Origin of the sequence: Fusicatenibacter saccharivorans (genome assembly GCF_015557635.1) — a bacterium.
GTDB classification, from domain to species: domain Bacteria; phylum Bacillota; class Clostridia; order Lachnospirales; family Lachnospiraceae; genus Fusicatenibacter; species Fusicatenibacter saccharivorans.
On record NZ_JADNOP010000006.1, the window covers coordinates 24,732 to 47,283 of the forward strand.

General features: G+C 52.3%; 17 protein-coding genes. 15 read left to right on the top strand and 2 right to left on the bottom strand.

Translation table 11 applies throughout. The annotated features are described in order from the left end of the window. Positions 1-39: 39 nt before the first annotated feature. The 11 genes from I2G42_RS06480 to I2G42_RS06530 all read left to right on the top strand — a co-directional run bounded on the left by I2G42_RS06480 (position 40) and on the right by I2G42_RS06530 (position 14,230). Positions 40-1,740: a glycosyl hydrolase family 18 protein gene (locus tag I2G42_RS06480; protein ID WP_055220131.1), complete on the top strand. Its 1,701-nt coding sequence runs from the start codon at positions 40-42 to the stop codon at positions 1,738-1,740. Positions 1,741-1,800: 60 nt separating this feature from the next. Beyond that, on the top strand, positions 1,801-2,817 hold the full coding sequence (locus I2G42_RS06485; RefSeq protein WP_118697543.1) for a coiled-coil domain-containing protein: 1,017 nt from the start codon (positions 1,801-1,803) through the stop codon (positions 2,815-2,817). Positions 2,818-2,899: 82 nt separating this feature from the next. Beyond that, the gene (locus I2G42_RS06490; RefSeq protein ID WP_330611280.1) at positions 2,900-3,691 is read left to right on the top strand and encodes an N-acetylmuramoyl-L-alanine amidase; all 792 of its coding nucleotides are present in this window, start codon (positions 2,900-2,902) and stop codon (positions 3,689-3,691) included. Then, entirely contained in the window at positions 3,588-4,862 is a 1,275-nt protein-coding gene (locus I2G42_RS06495) for a transglutaminase domain-containing protein (RefSeq protein WP_195530872.1), read from the top strand. The genes I2G42_RS06490 and I2G42_RS06495 overlap by 104 nt, the downstream gene beginning before the upstream one ends. Before the next feature lie 360 nt (positions 4,863-5,222). Further along, a complete protein-coding gene (locus I2G42_RS06500) occupies positions 5,223-7,691 on the top strand; it encodes a methyltransferase domain-containing protein (protein WP_055266313.1) in 2,469 nt (822 codons plus the stop codon). Positions 7,692-7,701: 10 nt separating this feature from the next. Beyond that, entirely contained in the window at positions 7,702-8,643 is a 942-nt protein-coding gene (locus I2G42_RS06505) for an ABC transporter permease (protein ID WP_117761942.1), read from the top strand. After that, a complete protein-coding gene (gene nikC / locus I2G42_RS06510; protein WP_195530873.1) occupies positions 8,640-9,446 on the top strand; it encodes a nickel transporter permease in 807 nt (268 codons plus the stop codon). The genes I2G42_RS06505 and nikC overlap by 4 nt, the downstream gene beginning before the upstream one ends. A 36-nt stretch (positions 9,447-9,482) precedes the next feature. Then, complete coding sequence (locus I2G42_RS06515; protein ID WP_195530874.1) at positions 9,483-10,319, top strand: ABC transporter ATP-binding protein; 837 nt, start codon at positions 9,483-9,485, stop codon at positions 10,317-10,319. Then, positions 10,312-11,079: an ABC transporter ATP-binding protein gene (locus tag I2G42_RS06520; RefSeq protein ID WP_243277156.1), complete on the top strand. Its 768-nt coding sequence runs from the start codon at positions 10,312-10,314 to the stop codon at positions 11,077-11,079. Before I2G42_RS06515 ends, I2G42_RS06520 begins: the two co-directional genes overlap by 8 nt. A gap of 71 nt (positions 11,080-11,150) precedes the next feature. Further along, entirely contained in the window at positions 11,151-12,713 is a 1,563-nt protein-coding gene (locus tag I2G42_RS06525) for an ABC transporter substrate-binding protein (RefSeq protein WP_117814510.1), read from the top strand. Positions 12,714-12,820: 107 nt separating this feature from the next. Next, on the top strand, positions 12,821-14,230 hold the full coding sequence (locus tag I2G42_RS06530; protein ID WP_195530875.1) for a Sapep family Mn(2+)-dependent dipeptidase: 1,410 nt from the start codon (positions 12,821-12,823) through the stop codon (positions 14,228-14,230). 109 nt (positions 14,231-14,339) lie between these two features. Here I2G42_RS06530 and I2G42_RS06535 read toward each other — a convergent pair whose 3' ends face one another. Further along, positions 14,340-16,040, bottom strand: a complete 1,701-nt coding sequence (locus I2G42_RS06535) for an ABC-ATPase domain-containing protein (protein ID WP_055228097.1) — start codon at positions 16,038-16,040, stop codon at positions 14,340-14,342. Positions 16,041-16,182: 142 nt separating this feature from the next. Then, on the bottom strand, positions 16,183-17,196 hold the full coding sequence (locus tag I2G42_RS06540) for a LacI family DNA-binding transcriptional regulator (protein ID WP_055228096.1): 1,014 nt from the start codon (positions 17,194-17,196) through the stop codon (positions 16,183-16,185). A 351-nt stretch (positions 17,197-17,547) separates the two neighbouring features. On the opposite strand from I2G42_RS06540, the gene I2G42_RS06545 reads away from it, so the two are divergent. From I2G42_RS06545 to I2G42_RS06560, 4 genes are all read left to right on the top strand, one after another. Beyond that, positions 17,548-18,948 (top strand): L-fucose/L-arabinose isomerase family protein, encoded by a 1,401-nt coding sequence (locus tag I2G42_RS06545; protein ID WP_055228095.1) that lies wholly within the window; start codon positions 17,548-17,550, stop codon positions 18,946-18,948. Positions 18,949-18,953: 5 nt separating this feature from the next. After that, positions 18,954-19,787, top strand: coding sequence for a transketolase (locus tag I2G42_RS06550; RefSeq protein WP_055220109.1), 834 nt, complete (start codon positions 18,954-18,956; stop codon positions 19,785-19,787). Next, entirely contained in the window at positions 19,784-20,716 is a 933-nt protein-coding gene (locus I2G42_RS06555) for a transketolase family protein (protein ID WP_055220107.1), read from the top strand. Before I2G42_RS06550 ends, I2G42_RS06555 begins: the two co-directional genes overlap by 4 nt. Before the next feature lie 91 nt (positions 20,717-20,807). Then, positions 20,808-22,295: an FGGY-family carbohydrate kinase gene (locus I2G42_RS06560; RefSeq protein WP_055220105.1), complete on the top strand. Its 1,488-nt coding sequence runs from the start codon at positions 20,808-20,810 to the stop codon at positions 22,293-22,295. The last annotated feature ends 257 nt before the right edge of the window (positions 22,296-22,552 follow it).

Genomic DNA, 22,552 nt, shown 5'->3' on the forward strand with positions numbered 1-22,552 from the left:
GGGGAGATCTTCAGAGCGAAGAAAAGGGGAAAAGAACACATGAAGGAGCAACAGAAGAAAAAAGCAGCGCCGGTACTGGTCGTACTGATTCTGATCGTGCTAGTCGGTGCAGCAGGCATTGTTTCATTTTTGATAAACCGATATAAACCCGGAACCGAATACATGGCCGGGAACGAATATTTTAACCTGACAGACGAAAACAGCGTTGCGCTGATCCAGAACGGAGAACTTCTGGAAGAGCAGGCCGTCCTTATCGGAGGAGAGCCGTATGCGGCGTACACATATGTAGAATCCCAGCTGAACAGCTGCTTCTACTGGGATGAAGAAACAAAAGGAATCCTGCTTACAACGAGCGGCGGCGTGCAGACACTGCTTCCGGGCGATGCGGCCGTTGCCAAAACACCGGGCGGACAGCCTGCCGTACAGCAGGAGAGCGACGGAACGGTTTACATTTCGCTGGATGTCGTAAAAGAATACACAGATCTCGACTATGCATATTACAGCGATCCCAACCGTGTTGTAATCCGGAATGAATGGGACGGAGTGGAGCAGGCGACGGTACAGTCAGACACCGCGCAGGTGCGCCAGAAAGGCGGCATCAAGAGTCTGATTCTTGCGGATGTACAGAAGGGTGACACCCTGCTGTATCTGGAAAATCTGGACAACTGGTGCAAAGTCATGACGGCGGACGGCTATACCGGCTACATCCAGACAGAGGATATCTCCGAGCCGGAGGCCATCGAAGCGCGGACGGCAAAGAAAGATTCCTATGAAAGAATTACACGGGATCACAAAATCAATCTGGTCTGGCATCAGAGCACATCGACCGAGTCGAACGACGCGATGGCAGAGATGACAGCAGAAATGACCGGCGTGAACGTGATTTCACCGACCTGGTTTTCCGTGACAGACGAAACCGGTACGATTTCCAGCCTTGCGAGCGCCGATTACGTGAAACTGGCGCATGAAGCGGGACGGGAAGTCTGGGGATTGATTGATAACTTTAATGAAGCATTTGACGAAACAACCGATCTTGCCTACGCATCCGTGCGCAGTAGAATCATTGAGCAGCTGCTCGCCGAGGCAGCATCGTGCGGCATGGACGGCATCAACGTGGATTTCGAGAATCTGAAAGAGGCCGGAATCCCGCATTACCTGCAGTTTCTGCGGGAACTGACGAGCGCGGCGCATGCACAGAATCTTGTGGTGTCGGTCGATACGCCGGTACCGCAGGCTTACACGATGTATTATCAGCGCGGCGAGCAGGCAAGATTTGTGGACTATATGATTGTCATGGCCTATGACGAGCATTTCGCGGGAAGCGAGGAGGCAGGCTCTGTTTCATCCCTCCCGTTCGTACAGCAGGCCGTGGAGGAGATGACGCGGGTGATGCCTGCCGATCAGGTGATCTGCGGAATCCCGTTTTATACCCGTGTCTGGACGGAAAAGTTCGGACAGAGCGCCATTACCAGCGAGGTGCTGGGCATGGATGGCGCCAAAAACTATGCCAAAGAGAATCAGATGACAGAAACCTGGGATGCATCCCTTGGCCAGAATGTGGCAACGGTAGAAACTTCCGATGCCAGATACACGATCTGGATGGAGGATGAGCAGTCCATGGAGGAAAAACTGAAAGTGATCCAAAGTGCCGATCTCGCCGGAGTGGCAGAGTGGAAGCTCGGATTCGAGTGCGCAGACGTCTGGAGTCTGATTTCAAAATATATTGAAACAAACAGTTGACGAGGAGTCCGGGAAGGATAAGGGGAATGATAAAAGCCCGGGCACGAAGGAGGAGTATACATGTCAGAAAACAATCACGAAGAATTATTTAAAACAACGCTGATGGGCGGTTTCGATAAGGACGATGTTATGACGAAAGTGCAGAACCTGAAAGATCAGGCGTATGCCGCTCAGAAGAAACTGGAAGCGAAGATCGAGGAAAAAGAGCAGGAAATCGAGAAGCTGAACCGCAAGATCCGCGAGCGTGAGGATAAAATCGAGGAGCTCGAAAAAAACATTCATGAGAAATACCAGAGCTATATCGACAATTATGACAGCATCAGCGGCCTTGTGTTTGAGGCACAGGTGAAAGCGAAAAAACTGACACAGGAAACAGAGGAGAGCTGCAGAAAGCTAAAAGAAGAGACCGAGGAAGCCTGCCGCCGGAAAACCGAAGAAACGGACGAGTCCTGCCGCGAGAAAACGGAGGAAACGGATGAGGCGTGCTGCAAAAAGAGAGAGGAGACAAACGAGTCCTGCCGGAAACAGAGGGAGGAGACAAAGGAATCCTGTGCAAAGCAGCGCCGCGAGACGAAGGAACAGTGCGAATACATGGTAGAGAGCGCACGTCAGAAGGGCGAGGAACTGGCTGCTGTTTATGAAGAAAAACTGCAGGCCGAAGCAGAAGAAATCCAGAGCCATATGGACGCGGAACTGCAGAAAGCCAACACCAGATACCAGAAGATTTACGCCGAGATGGAAACCATGACAAGTGTACTCGAGAAGAACCGCAGAATTTTTGAGGAGACTTTTGCCGGCATCGAAAAAATGCGTGAGGAGATGAAACGTTCTGCGTCGGAAGTGGAAACCTTCATGAAAGATCCGGTAAAAAGTATCTTTCCCGGAGAGGCAAAAGAAACAGCCGCAGAGCCAGGCAGTGAAGATACCGCAGAAGAAGCAGAGGAAGAAGACGAAATCGTCGAAAATTCCGCAGTCATCGATTTCGAAAATGAGCCGGATTATCTCGATGATGACAACGACGAAGAAGAGGATGAAATCCCGAATCGCGCGCATGATGAAGAAGATGAGGAAGAGTAACCGGAAGCAATAAGAGTTGTAACCTGCCCCGCTGCTGCATAAAATGACCAAGAAAGGAAATTTGCAGCAGGGGGCTTTTCATTTGGAAAAAGGGAAAAAACTGGAATGGCTGATGGCGGTGATTCTGCTTTCGGCGGCGTATGTTCTGTCCCGCGAGGGCGCACGGCTGGTGGCAGCACAGAAGGCAGCCACAAAAGTAGTGGTGCTGGACAGCGGCCACGGCGGCGACGATCCCGGCAAAATCGGGGCAAACGGTGTCAAAGAAAAGGACATCAACCTTGCGATTGCCCGTCTGCTGAAAAAGAAGCTGGAAAAGCAGGGAATCCTTGTGGTGATGACGCGGGAAGGGGAGGATGATCTCTCCGATCCGGGAGCCGTGAATGCGAAAGTGCAGGATCTGCAGCGGCGCGTGCAGCTGATTCATGAAAAAAAGCCGGACTGTGTGATCAGCATTCACCAGAACAGCTACCCGGATGCGGCGGTCAAAGGGGCGCAGGTGTTTTATTATACGGATTCAAAAGAAGGCGAAAAACTGGCACTCTGCATGCAGGCTGCACTGGTCGCGGGGCTCGATCCGGCGAATCACAGGAAAGCCAAGGGAAACAAAACGTATTACATGCTGAAGAAGACAGACGCGGTGCTGGTGATCTGCGAGTGCGGATTCCTCTCAAATCCGGAGGAGGAAGCGCTCCTGAACACAAAGAAGTACCAGAAAAAGGTGGCGGATGCACTGTGTGACGGCGTTTTAACGTATCTGGGAGAAAAGAAGAATGGCAAAGAGAAGACACAGACGAAGACGGAAGAGACCGCTGCGGGCGCTGCTTCCGCTTATGCTTGCCCTGCTGGCGGCTTATCTGGTATTCGGAGAATTTGATGAGAGCGATCCCACGCAGAACGGAAGCGGAGCGGACAGCAGCACTGCTTCACAGACGGCAGACGAAAACAATGGTCTGTCAGAGAATGGCGCAACACAGTTTCAGGCGGAAAATACAGATGAGGAGGAGCTGGCGAAGCGGTATTATTACAGCCAGCTCGATGAAAACAGACAGATGATTTACCGCGAACTGGTGCAGGGAATCGCGGAACACCAGGAAACCATCATCACAAAAGGCGGCGATCCCGATGTGACGGCGGAGGTTTACGGATGGGTCTATATGGATTACCCGGAGTACTGCTGGATCAACGGAGCATCACATGTCACGGGATACGGCGAGCCGAAGAACTACTGCGAGGTAGTTCCGGAATACACGATTCCTGCGGAGGAGATTACAGGACGCCAGACCCAGATCAAAGGGGCGGGAAATGATTTCTTAAGTGATATCGACCGTTCGATGGATGACTATGGGAAGATCAAGGCTGTCTTTGAAAAATGTATCCGGCAGATTGATTATGTGAAAGATGCGCCGGAGAATCAGACACTCTACAGCGGACTTGTGAACGGACAGACGGTCTGCGCAGGCTATGCCAGAACGTTCCAGTATCTGATGAACCGCCTGGACATCCCGGTCATTTATGTGACGGGAACGACAGACACCGGCGAGGCGCACGGCTGGAATATCGTAAAGTGCGGAGACAATTATTACAACGTCGATGTAACCTGGGGCGATCCGGTATTCGCAGAGGGCGAGAGCGGCGAGTACAATCTGCCGGACGACCTGATCTACTACGATTTTCTATGCGTTTCCGATGCGGAATTTTCGGACACGCATCAGGCGGATGCGAATCTGCCGCTCCCGGCGTGCAATGCAGATGACCTCGAGTATTACCGCCAGATCGGCCGGTACATGGATACATTTGATGCGACGCAGATTCTGTGGGAAATGGAGACGGATATTGAAGAGACAAAAGAGTATTCCGAATTTAAATTTGCCACCGATGATCTGATGGCACAGGTCATGGAAGCCCGACCGGAGCTTCTCGATAAGGCTTCCGGCTATCTTTGCAGCTATTACGGACTCGGGTCCGTAAAATATACATACAGCGAGGATACGGCGACAAGAAAGCTGATGGTATTCTGGCAATATAAAGGAGAACCGAGTGAATGACGGTTCTCCTTTAAAAATATCCGGAAACAGAATGTCGATCAGCTCGCGCTCGCGAAACTCGATGGTAATCAGGCACGGATAAGGGAGTTCGGAAACCTGTGAAACACTCACAAGATCCTGACGGACGGTGATGGAATGATCCGTGACATCGGTAACCTCTGCGACCCAGGCGGCATGCGGGATCATCAGATGTTCCGCAATCGAAGGGCCGATCACCTGAATACCCTGCGCCGGCGTTAAGAATATCCCCCGTGGGGGCTTGTGAAAAAGGCCGATTTTTGGTAGAGTAAAGGAATATTTGAGCGGTTGGAAAACGGCTGCGCCGGGAAAATTAAGAAAAAGAAGAAAGAAGCGGAAGATATGGAACAGGAATTATTACAGGAAATTGCCTCCTACTGGGGAACCCGTGCGGAAGGGTATTCTGAGGTCAATGAAAAAGAACTGGCGGGAAGCCAGAGAGAAGCGTGGCTGCATGTATTAGAGGAGCAGTTTCCAGAGAAAAAGAAAGAAGAGATGAAGATTCTCGATATCGGAACAGGCCCGGGATTCTTCCCGATGATTTTGTCGGAGGCAGGTTATACGGTGGCGGCTGTTGACTACACGGAGGAGATGCTGGAAAAGGCGAAAGAGAATCTGGGAAAATATACGAAATACGGTCTGGAGCGCGTGACGCTGCAGCGGATGGATGCACAGAATCTGGAGTTTGCAGATGAGACCTTTGATGTTGTCATTTCCAGAAATCTGACCTGGAATCTGGAAAAGCCGGAGCAGGCATACCAAGAGTGGATGCGTGTCCTGAAACCGGGCGGCGTGTTGCTCAATTTTGATGCGAACTGGTACGGTTATCTCTATGACGAGGAGAAAAAAGAAGCGTACGAGGCAGACCGGAAGAAAGTGGAAGAGCAGCAGCTCGACGACCATTATCTGTGCACGGACATTGACCGCATGGAAAACATTGCGCGCCAGGTGCCGCTCTCTGCGATGGAACGGCCGGCGTGGGATACGAAGGTGCTCGAATCCCTCGGCGTCTGTTCCATCCAGACCGATTCCGAAATCTGGAAGCGCGTCTGGAGCGAGGAAGAGAGACTGAACTATGCATCGACACCGATGTTTCTGGTGCGCGCGGAAAAAAGCGCAGAGCAGCCCTTCCAGCTTGGTGATGTGACCGTCCGCCGCGGCGAAAAATATCAGGGGGATATCTCCTTTGCGAATGGGGATATCGTGCTTCCGGGAACGATTATCTGTGGAAAACTTCCGGGAAAAACAATGCTGATCACCGGCGGCGTTCATTCCGGGGAATACGTCGGCATTCAGGCGTGTGTGGAACTGGGAGCGGAGCTTCAGCCGGAAAAAACGGTTGGAACGATCGTGATTTTAAAGGTCTTAAACCGTCCTGCTTTTGAAAACCGTGCGGGCAGTCTCGGACTTTCCGATGGCAAAAACCTGAACCGTGTATTTCCGGGCAACCCAAACGGAACCGAGATGGAGCGGCTGGCGTGGGCGATGACAAAGGAAGTTTTCCCGAAAGTAGATTACTATATCGACCTCCACAGCGGCGACGATTTTGAGGATCTGACGCCGTACGTCTATTACGCCGGAAAAGCGGCGCAGGAAGTGATGGAGACTTCGCGGAAAATGGCGGAGCAGGTGGATGTACCGTACATGGTGCGCTCCATGGTATCATCGGGCGGAGCTTACAACTATGCGGCATCCAGAGGAATTGCAAGTATTCTCCTGGAGCGCGGCGGCATGGGCGCATGGACATCCGAGGAAGTCAATTCGGACAAGCGCGATGTGCGCAATATCCTAAGCAGTCTCGGGATGTATCAGATCCGCCGCGATGTGCGGAACTACGTGCCGATGGAAGTGACGGATGTCCGCTATCAGGCGGCTTCGGAAAGCGGCCTGTGGTATCCGGCGGCGAAACCGGGAGACATGGTTGCGGAGGGCGCACTGCTTGGAATCATCCGTGATTATAATGGAAAACTCCGGGAGACATGCCGCGCCGAATACACCGGTGTTGTGCTGTACCAGACGGGCAGCCTGCAGGTAATCGAGGGAGGATCTGTTGTTGCCTACGGACGGATCGTGCGCGAGCCGGAATATGACGACCGCAAAGAACAGATTGTCCATTACTGGGAAAAGCGGAGTGAGAGCTTTTTGGAGCAGAGACGCGCGGAGCTTGCCAACCCGATTGCGAAGCGCTGGATGAAAGAGATCGAAAAACAGATTCCGGAAAAGAGACGGTTAAAAATCCTTGATGTCGGCTGCGGAGCCGGATTTTTCTCGATCCTGCTGGCAAAAGAGGGCCACGAGGTATTCGGCATCGACCTGACACCGGAGATGATTGAGAATGCAATCCAGCTTGCCGAAGAAGAGAATGCCGACTGCTGCTTCCAGGTCATGGACGCGGAAAATCCGATGTTTGCGGATGAAACGTTCGATGTTGTCATTTCCCGAAACCTGACGTGGACGCTGCCGAATGCGGAGCATGCTTACGGCGAGTGGATGCGTGTGCTGAAAACGGGCGGTGTGCTGCTGAACTTCGATGCCAATTACGGAAAAGAAGATGTTGCCGATACGAAGGGACTTCCGGAGGCGCATGCCCATTTCAAGGTTGGAAACGAGATGCTCGAAGAGTGCGAACGGATCAAATCACAGCTCCCGATCAGCCGCAAAAACCGGCCGGCGTACGATGTGGCGGTGCTGTGCGAAAACACAGCGGGAGAAATCCGCATTGATACGAGCCTTGGAAAACGCATTTATCTGGAAAAAGACGAGTTCTATAACCCGGCACCGATGTTTTCGATTTGTGCCGTGAAGCAGTAAAGGAGTATTTGTGAAAAAATATTTGTTAAAACGACTGCTTCGCCTGATTCCGGTATTCCTCGGCGTGACGATTCTCGCTTTTCTGCTGACGGGACTTTCCTCGGTCGATGCGGTGGATTTAAAAGAGAGCAGCAGCGGCGGCGTGATGTCGGAGGCGGAAAAAGAAGCGATGCGGGAGGAGCTGGGACTGAATGAGCCGAAAGCTGTCCAGTACCTGCAATGGCTGAAAAACGCCCTGCGCGGTGACTTCGGGGAGTCGTACGTTTCCGGCAAACCGGTGCTTGTAAGCTTCTGCGAAAAACTGCCCGCAACGATTGCACTTGCGGCGCTGGCGCTTGCCATGACGGTCTGTCTTTCGTTTCCGCTCGGTATCTTAAGTGCAAAATATCAGAATACATGGGCGGACCGCAGTATCAGCCTGTTCTGCTTTGCAGGTAATTCGTTTCCGGGGTTTTTCACTGCACTTCTTCTCTTGTATTTCTTTTCGCTGAAATGGAATCTTTTTCCGGTTCTCAGTATGGGAAAGGGATGGAAAAGCTGTGTGCTTCCGGCGGCGACGCTTGCGGTTTCGATGACGGCAAAATACACCCGTCAGGTGCGTTCTGCCGTGCTTGCAGAGCTGGAGCAGGAGTACGTGGCGGGTGCACGGGCACGTGGGTTAAGTGAAAACCGGATTCTGTTTGGAAATGTATTAAAATCCGTGCTGCTTCGGATGGTCACGCTGCTATTCTTATCCGCCGGTTCGCTGCTTGGAGGAACCGCCATCGTTGAGACGATTTTCATGTGGAATGGTGTCGGAAAAATGGCCGTGGATGCCGTTTCCATGCACGATATTCCCGTGATTCAGGCATATCTGGTGTGGATGGCGGCGATCTATCTGCTGCTGCATCTCATTGCTGATCTGCTGATGGGTGCACTGGACCCGCGGGCGAAGCTGGAGGGAATGCGATGAAAAAAGAACAGAAAAGAAAGATCCTTTTTTATGGCATCCTCGCCGGTGCGCTGCTGCTGTTTGCCGCGTGTGCGGCCCATCTGGCACCGTACGATCCGTATGAGCAGAATCTGGAACTGTCCCTTCTTCCGCCGTCCGCGGCGCACTGGATGGGGACGGACCGCTATGGAAGAGATCTGTTTTCAAGGATTCTCTCCGGCGTGCGGGTCAGCATTTTTTCAGCACTTCTTGTCGTTGCGGCAAGCGCTCTGATCGGAACACTCGCCGGAATTTTCAGCGGCTGGCTGGAAGGTAAAACGGATACGGTTCTGATGCAGATCTCCGATATTTTTCTGGCCTTTCCGGGTATGGTATTTGCAATCGCATTTTCCGGCGTTCTGCAGAGCGGCATGACGGGAGCCGTTGTGTCGCTGATACTTGTTTCCTGGCCGAAATATGCACGGCTTGCACGGAACCGTGTGCTGGCATTGAAACACATGCCGTTCATCGCGGCGGCGCGCCTTACAGGAAACGGAACATGGAAGATGATCAGACGCCATATTCTGCCGAATCTTGCGGGGCAGACGATTGTCACAGCGGTGCTTGATATCGGAACGATGATGCTGGAAATCGCGGGTCTGTCCTTCCTCGGCCTTGGTGCGGAAGCGCCGTCGGCGGAGTGGGGAGCGATGATGAGCAACGGAAGAAGTATGCTGCAGACCGCGCCCTGGGTCATTCTGGCGCCGGGACTGGCGATTTTTCTGACCGTTCTTGTCTGCAATCTGCTTGGTGAGGCGGTACGGAAAACGGTGGATCAGGGATAAGGGGCAAACGAAAATGGAAACAAAGGGAGCAAAAACATGAGCGAAAAACTGCTGGAAATCAGCGGCCTTTCTGTCTGTTATGAGGGGGAGCAAATTTTAAATAACATCTGTTTTTCCGTCGAAAAAGGAGAAACCGTCGGCATCGCCGGGGAGTCGGGCAGTGGAAAAAGTACCTTGCTGCGAGCGATCCTGCGGCTGATGGGAAAGAATGGTTCCATCACCGGCGGGCAGATCACATTTCGCGGAGAGGAGCTGACGGGCATGTCCGAAAAGAAGCTGCGGAGTCTGTGCGGTTCAGAAATTGGTATGATTTTCCAGAATACAGGGGCATCACTCTGTCCGACCCGGACAATCGGAGCACAGATCTGTGAAAGCGTGCGCGCCCATGAGAAACGCTGCGGATTCATCACCCCGATTTCTGGGGGAATGTCTGGCAGAAAAAGCCGCAGAGAAATCAAAGATATGACGCTCCAGCGATTTGCGGATATGGGGCTTTCGGATGGCGAGACGATCTGGAACAGCTATCCACCGTCGCTCTCCGGCGGCATGAACCAGCGCGTCGGGATTGCGCTCGCAATGCTGCTGCATCCGTCGCTTCTTCTGGCGGACGAGCCGACGAGTGCACTCGATGTGGTTTCGCAGGCGCAGGTGCTGCGGGAGCTTCAGGCGTTGCAGCAGAAAGAGCAGACGGGGATGGTGCTGGTGACGCACAATCTTGCGGTTCTCGAGCAGATGGCAGACCGGGTTGCTGTTTTGAAGGATGGAAACATCGTGGAGCAGGGGGAGACAAGGATGGCTTTCGATCACCCAAAGGACGAATATACAAGAAATCTCCTTGCGGCTGTGCCGGGAAGAGGGAAGAACGATGCATAATCATAACATGCTGGAAGTAAACAACTTAAGCAAAAACTTTGCTGGAACCGGCCGGGAAACGGAATTTGCCGCCGTGGACGGCATCAGCTTCACACTGGATGCGGGGGAATGTCTTGGCCTGATCGGGGAGAGCGGATGCGGAAAAAGCACGACGGCCCGTCTGATCACCGGATTTGTCCAGGCGGATGCAGGCAGCGTTCTGTTGGAAGGCGAGGAAATCCTCGGAAGAAAAGGCAGGCGGCAGCGCGAAGTTTACCGGAAAATACAGATGGTATTCCAGACCCCGCAGGATTCCTTCGATCCAATGCAGACACTCGAAACCGGGATTCTGGAAGCTTTTCGGAATCAGGGAATGAGCCGGAAAGAGGCGTGTCTTCATCTGCCGGAGCTGCTGAAAAAAGTGGAACTTAGTTCGGAAACGGCGATGCGCTATCCCCGCGAGACGAGCGGCGGAGAGTGCCAGAGAGCCGCAATTGCGCGGGCTCTTGCTGTGCAGCCGTCTCTTCTGATCTGCGACGAGGCAACGAGTGCGCTCGATGCGGCGGTACAGGCGCAGATCGTTCAACTGCTGAAAAAACTGCAGCGGGAAGAAGGACTTGCGATGCTGTGGATCGGCCACGACCTTGCGCTGGTGCGGGAACTCTGCAGCCGTGTGATTGTCATGCGGCAGGGAAAAATCGTGGAGCAGGGGGAGACGCGGGAGGTATTGGAGTACCCGAAAGAGGAATACACGAAACTGTTGATGGAGTATAGTCTGTGAGAAAACTGTTGAAACAGAAAATCAGACAGCGGAAATGGTGGTGCCATTTGCGAAAACAGGAGAAGTACAGAATGCAGAGAAAGAACGGCAGAAGGAAAAAAATTGCATATGTTTTGTGCGGCATTCTGGCGGTGGTACTGTTTTCCGGTTGTCAGAGCACAGCGGCAGATGGTACAGATGAAAAAGTTTTCGTATACGGCGACACGACATTCAACGCCGAAAACGACGAGTCCGATGTCAACCCGCACAACGGCTATTCCGGCTGGGCGTGTATCCGCTATGGGATCGGTGAGACGCTGTTTCATTATTCCGATTCTATGGAGATCGAGCCATGGCTGGCAGAAAGCTATGAGATTGTGGACGATACAACATGGCGGATTACACTGCATGAAGGCATCTCCTTTACGAGTGGGCGTACTCTCGACGCGGAGGCGGTCAAAGAATGTCTCGAGGATCTGATCGCAGTACATGACCGTGCATGCGGGGATCTGAAAATTGAGAGCATAGAGGCAGACGGCCTGATCGTAACGATTCACACCGAACAGCCTGTCCCGGCGCTTCTGAATTATCTGTCTGACCCATATGGATGCATCATTGATATGCAGGCAGGCGTGACGGATGACGGCAATGTCGCCGGAACCGGCCCGTACCGCGCAGTACAGGTGGAGACGGATCAGGGACTGACGCTCATGAAAAATGACAATTACTGGAACGGAACGCCAAAGCTCGACCGGATCGAAGTAAAAACGATCCGCGACGGCGATACGATGACGATGGCGTTACAGTCAGGCGAGCTCGACGCGGCGTACGGCCTGCCGTATTCCAATCTGATCCTGTTCCGCGATGAACCATACACGATTTCTTCGGCGGATACGTCGCGTACCTTCTTCGGACAGTTCAACGGATCATCCGAGGTGCTGCAGGACGACCGCGTGCGCGAGGCAGTCATCGGAGCGATCGACCGGCAGGGCTTTGTGAATACGCTGATGGAAGGAAACGGAAGCGTGGCGGAAGGCCCGTTCCCCTCTTACTTTGCATTCGGCGACAGCAAAGTGCAGGAGGAGTCCTATGATCTTGAGTATTCCAGAGAACTGCTGGCTGAAGCAGGCTGGACCGATGAGGACGGCGACGGCTACGTGGAAAAAGACGGAAAACGCTTGACCATCTGCTGGCTCACGTATCCGAGCCGCCAGGAACTGCCGCTTCTCGCGGAGAGTGCACAGGCATCGCTGAAGAAAATCGGAATCGAAGTACAGATCCAGTGCACGGCAAATCATCTGGAACTGCTGAAAAAAGGAAACTGGGATGTTTATGTAAGCGCATTTGTCAGCGCACCGACGGGCGATCCCGAGTATTTCTTTACAACGCACTGCCTGCAGGATTCCTCCAAGAACCGCGGCGGTTATTACAGTGAGACACTCGAGATGCTGGAGCAGCAGTTAAGCGGCGAGTTTGATACCGAAAAACGAACCGAACTGGCCATCGAGATGACGCAGACGCTGCTGGATGACCACATGTTTTTCTTCGCATCACACCTCAAAATGTCGATGGTATCCGGCGAGGGCGTGACGGGGCTTACGGCGCATCCGTGTGATTATTATGAAATTACAGTCAATTTGGACAAAAACAAATGATTATTTGGAAAAAGAGCAGAAAATGTGGATTTTCTGCTCTTTTTGCGCTATGATAGGAAAAGAACGGCACTGCGACGGTGCCAGAGAAGAGAAAAGGAGAAGTTACGATGCGGAAAGAAGAATTAAGAACATATATTGAAAACCACGAATCCGAGATGATCGGGGATCTGAAAAGCCTGATCCGGATTCCAAGCGAAAAACAGGCGGCAGAGCCAGGCAAACCATTCGGCGCACCGGCGGCAGAAGCACTGGCGCAGGGAATCGAAATTCTGGAAAAATACGGCTTTGCCGTAACCAACTACGACAACTACGCGATTGCAGCTGACTTTAATCAGGAAGAAAAGGGTCTTGATATTCTCGCCCATCTCGATGTCGTACCGGCAGGCGAAGGCTGGCAGGAGACCGATCCATTCACCCCGCTCATCAAAGAAGGAAAAATGTTCGGCCGCGGAACCGCAGACGATAAAGGACCGGCGATCGCAGCTATCTACGCAATGCGCGCTGTCAAAGAACTCGGTTACCCATTAAAGAAAAACGTCCGTCTTGTCCTCGGTTCCGACGAGGAGTGCGGAAGCTCTGACCTCGAATATTATTATAAGAAAGAAGTGGAAGCACCATGCACCTTCTCACCGGATGCCGAATTCCCGGTCATCAACATTGAAAAAGGCGGCATGCGCGGCCACTTCGAAAAAACATCCGATGCCGGAACGACAGGCGTGCGCCTCGTATCCTTACAGGCCGGCACCAAACTGAACGTTGTACCAGGCAAAGCATATGCAGAGCTTGCCGGCATGGCAAAAGAAGACCTGAAAACCTGCGCTGACGAGACTGAGCAGAAGACCGGCGTTTCCTTCGTTCTGGAAGACACCGAAAACGGCAATATAAAAATCACCGCCTGCGGTGCCTTCGCCCACGCATCCACCCCGGAAATGGGTAACAACGCACTGACCGCACTGCTGCAGCTTCTCGCATCTGTTGGAATGGAAGAGAGTGAACTGAAAAACGACATCAGTTTCCTTGCAAAAGTTTACCCGCACGGCGACGGCAAAGGCGCAGGCCTCGGTGTCGCCATGTCAGATGAAGAGTCCGGCGAGCTCACCTTAAGCCTCGACCTCATGAACTACGACGGCAAAACCTTGACTGGTTCCTACGACTGCCGCGCCCCGATCTGCGCGACAAAAGAAAACCTGTATGATACTGCCGGGCAGAACATGAAAAAAGGCGGCTTCTCCATGGAAGGCAGTGGAATGTTCCCGCCACACCACGTCCCGGCCGACAGCCCGTTTGTCCAGACCCTGCTGCAGTGCTACACGGATGTCACTGGAAAACCAGGCAAACCATTTGCGATCGGCGGCGGAACGTATGTGCATCATCTGAAAAACGGCGTTGCGTTTGGATGCGCGGATCTTGAAGTCGACAACCGTATGCACGGAGCAGACGAGTTCGTGGAAATCGAATGCCTGAAAGAATGCGTTGTGATCTTCGCGGAGGCGATTCTGCGGATCTGTGGGGAATAAATAATTGAAAAATAAAAGATAAAAAAGATCTTCAGCCAAACCGATAGATTCTGAAAAGAACAAGGTTTGCCTGAAGATTTTTTATGGCTCTGAATTGTTACAAATTTTCTCAGAACCGCAGTTCCCTGCACCGGTTCAGGCATGCAAAGATTTCCTGCCGTCTCGGCCGTGCCAGGTCGCTGGGTCTTCCAGGAGCGAGAAGAGAAGCAAGGCCTTTTTCATCCATCTGTTTTTCCAGCAGATCCACCACCTGCACCAGTGTTTTCTTACCGTCCATCTTGTGCTCCGCTGCTTCTAAAAGGAGCGCAGCCAGCCCGTTCAACTGCTCACTGTCCGTGAGCTGTTCCACAGCGCGCAGATCGGTCAGAGACTTGTTGATGAGGATGGATTCCCGTCCCATTACTTTGACTTTCGTGCGGTCACTTCCCGTCAGACCTTTACCCGGCTGCGGGCAGCGATGGAAGGCTGGAACGGAAAAAGGGCGCACGGAGGCAGTAAACGGCGGAAATTCTGCGGCTGTGGTTTTCGCGCGATCCGTAATGTCATAAGGAACGTATTCTTTCATCTGAATGACAGTGTCTGCCACGTGGAAGTAAGAACCGGAGCTTCCGGCAACGAGAATCGACGAGATGCCGAGCTTCTCATACAGATCCCGCACGCGGCTGATAAACGGTGTGATCGGTTCCTCGCTGTCGGCAACGACGCGCTGCATCAGCTCATCGCGCACCATAAAGTTGGTGGCGGACGTATCCTCATCGATCAGAAAGAGGCTCGTGCCGGATTCGATGCCCTCGATCACGTTGGCAGCCTGCGAGGTGCTTCCGCTGGCATCGGCGGTCGAGAATGAAGTCGTATCACTCTTTCCGGGAAGATTGTGGATGAAGAGGGAGATATCGACGTTGCTGATGCTTCTGGAGTCCTCGGAGCGGAGCTTTCCGGCGCTTGCATCGGTGATGACATATTCACGGCCGTCCCCGGCGATGTGGTTGTATACGCCGCGCTCAAGCGCCTGCAGCAGGGTGGATTTTCCGTGGAAGCCTCCGCCTACGATCAGTGTGACACCGAGTGGAATTCCCATGCCGGAAACGGGTCCGCGGTTTGGAAGATCGAGGGTAACGCGCAGGGATTCCGGTGAGATAAACGGAACGGCGTGCTTCATCGGCAGATCGGAAACACCGGTCTCGCGCGGGAGAATGGAGCCGTCGGCGATGAAGGCAGTAAGCCCTTTTTCTTTTAATGCGGAACGGATCGCCTGCTGGTCCTCACAGAGATAGGCGACATTGGCGCATGCTTTCGGATCCAGAGCACGGTAGAACAGCGATTTTTCCACGCAGCCGGGCAGAAAGTCGAAAAGAATACGGATCAGCTCCTGCGAGGCGATGGTGCGGCCGTTGGCTGGAAAGCCGATTTCCATGTTGACGACAAGACTGCCGTCGGAAGGATTCAGAACGCAGGCAGTGCGCTCCAGAATTTCCTGTCCGCAGCGGCTTATCCCCAGCAGACCACTTTTGCCGGAACCCTTCGCGTGGAAGGAATACGGTGCGATGGCGCGCGCAAACTGGCGCAGCAGGTAATCCTGGAGGGCGACGCGCTTTTCGTATGTGTCGTAGAGAAAAGCCGGAAACGCAGCGGTTTTGCCGCTGACATGAACGCTGACCCGCGACGGAGCGGCGAACGGATCGCCCTGGACGTGGTCGATGGAGAGTGTGTAGCGCGGAAACTGATAGGCGCCGCGTGTGGATTTATAGGCGGGATAGCTTTTGTGATTGATACTGAATAAAAGCTGTTTCAGGTCATTTGCAGATTGCATGAAAAAAACTCCTTTCAAAATAAAAAAAGGTGAGGCTGCCGTACAGAGCGTGTCTGAGAAAGGCTTTTCGCAAGCTGCGAGTTCCGGTTTGCGGAAATGATTTTTCAGACACGCGCTGGACGACAGCCTCATCCAAAAAGCTTTAACGTCTGGAAACACTCTGGCGCTTCACCAGCTTGGTTGCCATGCACATTTTCAGACATTCGCGTTTCGGATCGGCCACGCGGTCAAGCAGGCGCTGGACAGCGGTGGCTCCAAGCTCGCGTTTTCTGACCTTCATAGTGGAAAGCGGCGGAACCATCATATCGCACATCGGAACGTCATCAAAGCCGATGATGGAGACATCCTCCGGGATGCGGTAGCCGTTTTCACGCAGTGCACGCATGGCGGCCGCCGCGATGATGTCATTGTCGGCAAAGTAAGCATCCGCGATCGGAGCTTTCGACTCGAGAAGGCGCAGCATGTCGCGGTAGCCTTCGTCCGAGGTCGGGGAAACCAGGTGAACATATGGATGCGAGGTGCTGATACCGTTTGCACGGAGCGCTTTGTAGTAGCCGTCGGCGCGTTCGGAGAAGTTGCTGATGTCGAGGCTCGAGTGAAAGTAGCCCACGTTTTTGTGTCCGCACTGAATCAGATAATTCGTGGCGTTGAACGCCCCCTGAATGTTGTTGATCAGAACGCAGTCGTAATCGAGCTCATCGTAATAGCAGTCCACGACAACGATCGGAACAGAAAAATCGCGGAACTTGCGGAAATCGGACGGAGCCATTTCGGTTGCAAGAAGAAGAATGCCCTCACAGTCCACAGCGCGGAGTGCATCGAGCTGGCTGTCAATATCCATGGTCTCATAAAAATAGGAGATATGAAGCGCACAGCTCTGGCGGGTGCATTCGGTGGAGATTCCTTCGGTCAGCTGGGAGAAAAACGGCGTGTCGGCAGCGACCTTTCCGTGCTTTTTATAATTGACCAGCTGAATAATGCGGGAGGAAGCGCCGGAGGCTTCATTTTTTTTCGGCGCATAGCCATACTCGGCTGCGGTTTTTAAAACCAGCTCTCTTGTGGCATCGCTGATGCCGGGTTTGTTATTGAAAACCATAGAAACCGTGGCAGGCGATACGTTGATCAGCTTTGCCAGTTCTTTCGCAGAAATATTCATAAGATTTCAGCTCCTGTTCGATAAAATCAGCCCGCACGGTGCTTTCAGGTGTTTTACGCATGCGGGGTGTTGAAATTTATTTCAGTATTTATTTGAAAAATGTTAAACTTATGCATTGATTTTAATATGAATTAAAAAAGAAGTCAACTTCTGAACTGTAAAAAAATGAAATATGAAGAAATGCATAAAGACAGCCATTCTTTTTTGTATAAATTACTAAAAAAGATTTAATAAAGCTGAATAGATGTTGACAAGTTCAAAAGAATTTAGTAATATAAGAGCCATAAAGAACAGGGAAATTCAAGACATAATTTAGCAGAATTTAAAGAAAATTAAGTGGAGGAAATGAATATGAAATCAATTAAGATCGGATTTGCACCTACGAGAAGAAGCATTTTCAGTGCCCCGGATGCCGTAAAATACGCCAACCTGACGAGAGAGCATTTAAAAGAGCTCGGTGTTGAATTTGTCGACATCACAGATATCAACGAGGAGGGTCTGTTTTACGATGAGGCGGACCGTGAGAAAATCCAGGAGAAATTCCGCCGTGAAAACGTAAAGGGAATTTTCTTCCCGCACGGAAACTTCGGAACGGAATATGTCTGTGCAAGACTGGCAAAGGAAATGGGGCTTCCGGTACTCCTCTGGGGACCGCGCGATGAGAGACCGGATGAGAACGGTGTGCGTCTCCGCGACAGCCAGTGTGGCCTGTTCGCAACCGGAAAAGTGCTGCGCCGTTTTGGCGTTCCGTTCACCTACATGACAAACTGCCGTCTGACCGATCCGGAATTTGAGCGCGGCATCAAGGATTTCCTCGCCGTATGTAATGTGGTAGATACCTTCCGTCACACCAGAATCCTTCAGATCGGACCGCGTCCGTTCGACTTCTGGTCCACGATGTGCAACGAGGGCGAGCTGCTGGAAAAATTCAACATTCAGCTTTCCCCGATTCCGCTTCCGGAACTGACTGCGGAGATGAAAAAAGTAAAAGCAGAGGGCAGCGAGGTAGAAAAAGTCGTTGCATACTGCAATACCAATATGTGTGTAAAGATCAAACCGGAAGAACTGGAAAATGTAGCAGCTCTGAAGGTTGCGATGAAGAATCTGGCTGTCAAATATTCCTGCAATGCCATCGCGATCCAGTGCTGGAACGCGCTGCAGGGTGAGATCGGCATCATGCCGTGTGCGGCAAACTCCCTGCTGAACGAAGAGGGAATTCCGGTTGTCTGTGAGACCGATATCCACGGAGCCATCACCGCGCTGATGGTAGAGGCTGCCGGTAGAAACGACAAGAGAAGCTTCTTTGCTGACTGGACGGTACGTCACCCGGACAACGAGAACGGCGAGCTGCTGCAGCACTGCGGACCGTGGCCGATCTCTGTTGCACAGGAAAAACCGACGATCGGTTATCCTCTGGCATTCAGTCATCCGGGGGCTGTAGAGGCACAGGCAAAATTAGGTGAAATGACACTGGCGCGTTTCGACGGAGACAACGGAGAGTACTCCCTGCTGCTTGGAAATGCAAAAGGTGTAAAGGGGCCTTACACGAAGGGAACTTACGTATGGGTTGAGGTACAGAACCTGAAACGCCTCGAGGCAAAAATCGTGGAGGGACCGTACATCCACCACTGTGTCGGTATCCACGAAAACGTTGTGCCGGTTCTGTATGAAGCATGCAAATACATCGGCATTGCCCCGGATTTATATGATCCGATCGAGGAAGATGTCAAAGCATATTTAAGAGGAGAATGAAAATCATGAGTGAATACAAGGAATTGAGTTGTCTGGCGTATGATCTGCGGAAGAAAGTAGTGGAAATGGTAGTTTCCGGCAAGGGCGGCCACATCGGCGGCGACATGAGTGTCATCGATGTGCTTGTAGCGCTGTATTTTAAAGAGATGAACATCAGCCCTAAGAACATGGACGACCCGGACCGCGACCGTTTTGTAATGAGTAAAGGTCATTCCGTTGAGGCATATTATGCAGTACTTGCGGCAAAGGGGTTCTTCCCGATGGAAGAGGTCATTGAAAAATTCTCCAAATTCGGCAGCCCGTACATCGGCCATCCGAACAATAAACTGCCGGGCATCGAGATGAATTCCGGTTCTCTCGGCCACGGACTTCCGGTCTGCGTGGGAATGGCGCTGGCAGGAAAAATGGATAAAAAAGATTATCGTGTCTACACCGTTATGGGTGACGGCGAGCTGGCAGAAGGCTCTGTCTGGGAGGGCGCAATGTCCGCAGGAAACTACAAGCTGGACAACCTCTGTGCGATCGTAGACCGCAACCGTCTGCAGATCTCCGGAAATACCGAGGATGTCATGAAACAGGACAGCCAGGAGGAGAGATGGGCAGCGTTCGGATGGAATGTTCTTTCCGTACCGGGCAACGATATGGACGCGCTCGTTCATGCGTTTGAGCTGGCGAAACACTGCAAGGGAAAACCGACGGTTATTATTGCAAACACAACGAAGGGCTGTGGTTCTTCCGTGATGGAAAATAAGGCGGAGTGGCATCATAAAGTGCCGACACCGGAGGAAGTAGAACAGATCATGAAGGATCTGGATGAGAGAAAGGAGGCACTGTTATGAATAAGATTCCAAACAGACAGGCCATTTGCGAGGTTTTAATGAAACATGCCGAGACGGATAAAGATATCGTGGTGCTCTGCAGCGATTCCAGGGGAAGTGCTTCCCTGACACCGTTTGCAAATGCGTATCCGGAGCAGTTTGTGGAGATGGGTATCGCGGAGCAGGATCTGGTCAGCGTTTCTGCCGGTCTTGCAAAATGCGGCAAGAAAGCATTTGCGGCATCTCCGGCGTGCTTCCTTTCTACAAGAAGCTATGAGCAGGCAAAGATTGACTGTGCATACTCCAACACCAATGTAAAGCTGATCGGTATCAGCGGCGGTGTGAGCTACGGCGCACTCGGCATGAGCCATCATTCTGCACAGGACATCGCAGCAATGGCAGCTATTCCGAACATGCGCGTTTATCTGCCGAGCGACCGCTTCCAGACAGCAAAACTGGTTGAGGCGCTCCTTACCGATGAAAAACCGGCTTATATCCGAGTGGGAAGAAATGCCGTTGCGGATATTTACAGCGAAGAAAATACCCCGTTTGAGATGGATAAGGCGACGGTTCTCTCGGAGGGCACCGATGTTTTACTGGTAGCCTGCGGTGAGATGGTCCGCCCGGCGCTTGATGCAGCTGCTATGCTGAAAGAAGAGGGAATCAGCGCAGGACTGCTCGATATGTACTGTGTGAAACCGCTGGACAAAGAGGGCCTGGTAGAGGCTGCAAAGAAGGCAAAAGTTGTCATTTCGATCGAAGAGCACGCTCCATTTGGCGGCCTTGGTTCGATGGTGAGCCAGGTGGTCGGTGCGGAATGCCCGCGCAAAGTCGTTCATATGTCTCTGCCGGATGCGCCGGTCATTACAGGAACGTCCAAAGAAGTGTTTGATCACTATGGACTGAATGCGGAAGGCATTGTAGCGAAAGCGAAAGAATTACTGAAATAATGATGTTTATGACGTTCCTGCGTGCCCGGACTGTGGAAGGCCCGGGGTGCAGGGACGTTTCTTTATCTATAATAGTAATGGAGTTGGAAATATGGAGAAAAGGTATATTATCGGAATTGATCAGAGCACGCAGGGAACGAAAGCGCTGCTCTTTGACGGGGTGGGACATTTACTCCGCCGTACCGACCTGCCGCACCGGCAGATTGTCAATGAAAAGGGATGGGTGTCCCATGATCTGAATGAGATTTACCGGAATACAGTACAGACGGTAAAAACGCTGGTGGCAGAGTCCGGTGTTGCACCGGAAACAATCGCCGGAATCGGCATCAGCAATCAGCGTGAGACGACGGCGATCTGGGATAAGGCGACCGGGGAACCACTGGAAGAGGCCATTGTATGGCAATGCGGCCGCGCAAGCGGGATTGCGCAGGAGATTGCGGAGCAGGGGCACGCAGAGGAGATACGCGAGGCGACGGGTCTGCAGCTTTCGGCTTATTTTCCTGCTGCAAAGATGGCGTGGCTGCTTCGAAACGGCGGAGAAGAAAGACAGAAACGTGCTGCGGACGGGAAACTCTGCCTGGGTACGATTGACAGCTGGCTGGTTTACAAGCTGACGGGGGATCATGCATTTAAAACAGATTTTTCAAATGCGTCGAGAACGCAGTTGTTTAATTTGAAAACGCTGGCGTGGGATGAGAAGATCTGTGAGATATTCGGAATTCCGGCCTGCGCGTTGGCCAGGGTGTGTGATTCCGATGCGGTGTATGGAACCACGACGATGGAAGGATTGTTTTCCGAGCCGGTTCCGATCTGTGGTGTATTAGGCGACTCTCATGCGGCTCTGTTCGGACAGGGCTGCTTAAAACCGGGTATGATCAAGGCAACGTACGGAACGGGTTCTTCGCTGATGATGAACATTGGAGACAAGCCGATTCAGAGCAGCCACGGCGTTGTGACTTCGCTTGCGTGGGGAAGAGGCGGCAAGGTGGACTATGTGCTGGAAGGCAACCTGAACTACACCGGAGCGGTGATTACCTGGCTGAAGGATGATCTGAAGCTGATTTCTTCGGCAAAAGAGACGGAAGGACTGGCGAGGGAGGCAAATCCGGCAGACCGCACGTATCTGGTTCCGGCATTTACCGGGTTTGGTGCGCCGTACTGGGATGAGAAAGCAACGGCATCGATCAGCGGAATTACCCGCACCACAGGAAAAGCCGAGGTGGTAAAAGCGGCTCTCGACTGCATTGCCTACCAGATCACCGACCTTGTCCGTGCGATGGAGCAGGATACCGGCATGCGGATCGAGGAACTCCGTGTAGACGGCGGCCCGACACGAAACGGATATCTGATGCAGTTCCAGAGCGATATTACGAATAAACGCGTAAATATTCCGGACGCGGAGGAGCTTTCCGGCATCGGGGCGGCTTATATGGCCGGTATTTCAGCCGGGGTCTACGATCTGGAAAAACTCGCGGGAAATATGAAACGAAGTGTGTATGAGCCGAAGATGGACGATGAAATCCGGGAGAAAAAATACGCCGGATGGAAAAAGGCTGTCGACGGGGTATTAAGTAAATAGGGGACGCGGGCATTACTGTGCACTCGGCAAATACGCGTTTATGATAAGAAAACGAAGACGCATACATGCGTGATTGAGAAATTTGAAAAATAAAATAATCTACAAACAAAAAGGAACGATTTGGATAGAACGTTCCTTTTTTGCATATAGAGAATAAATTGCACAGAAATAAAAGGCGCTGTATAAACAGCGCGTAATGCTGATAGAATGCGGGAAAACAGCAAGAAAAAGAGGATTAAACTTGTAGTTCAATGAAG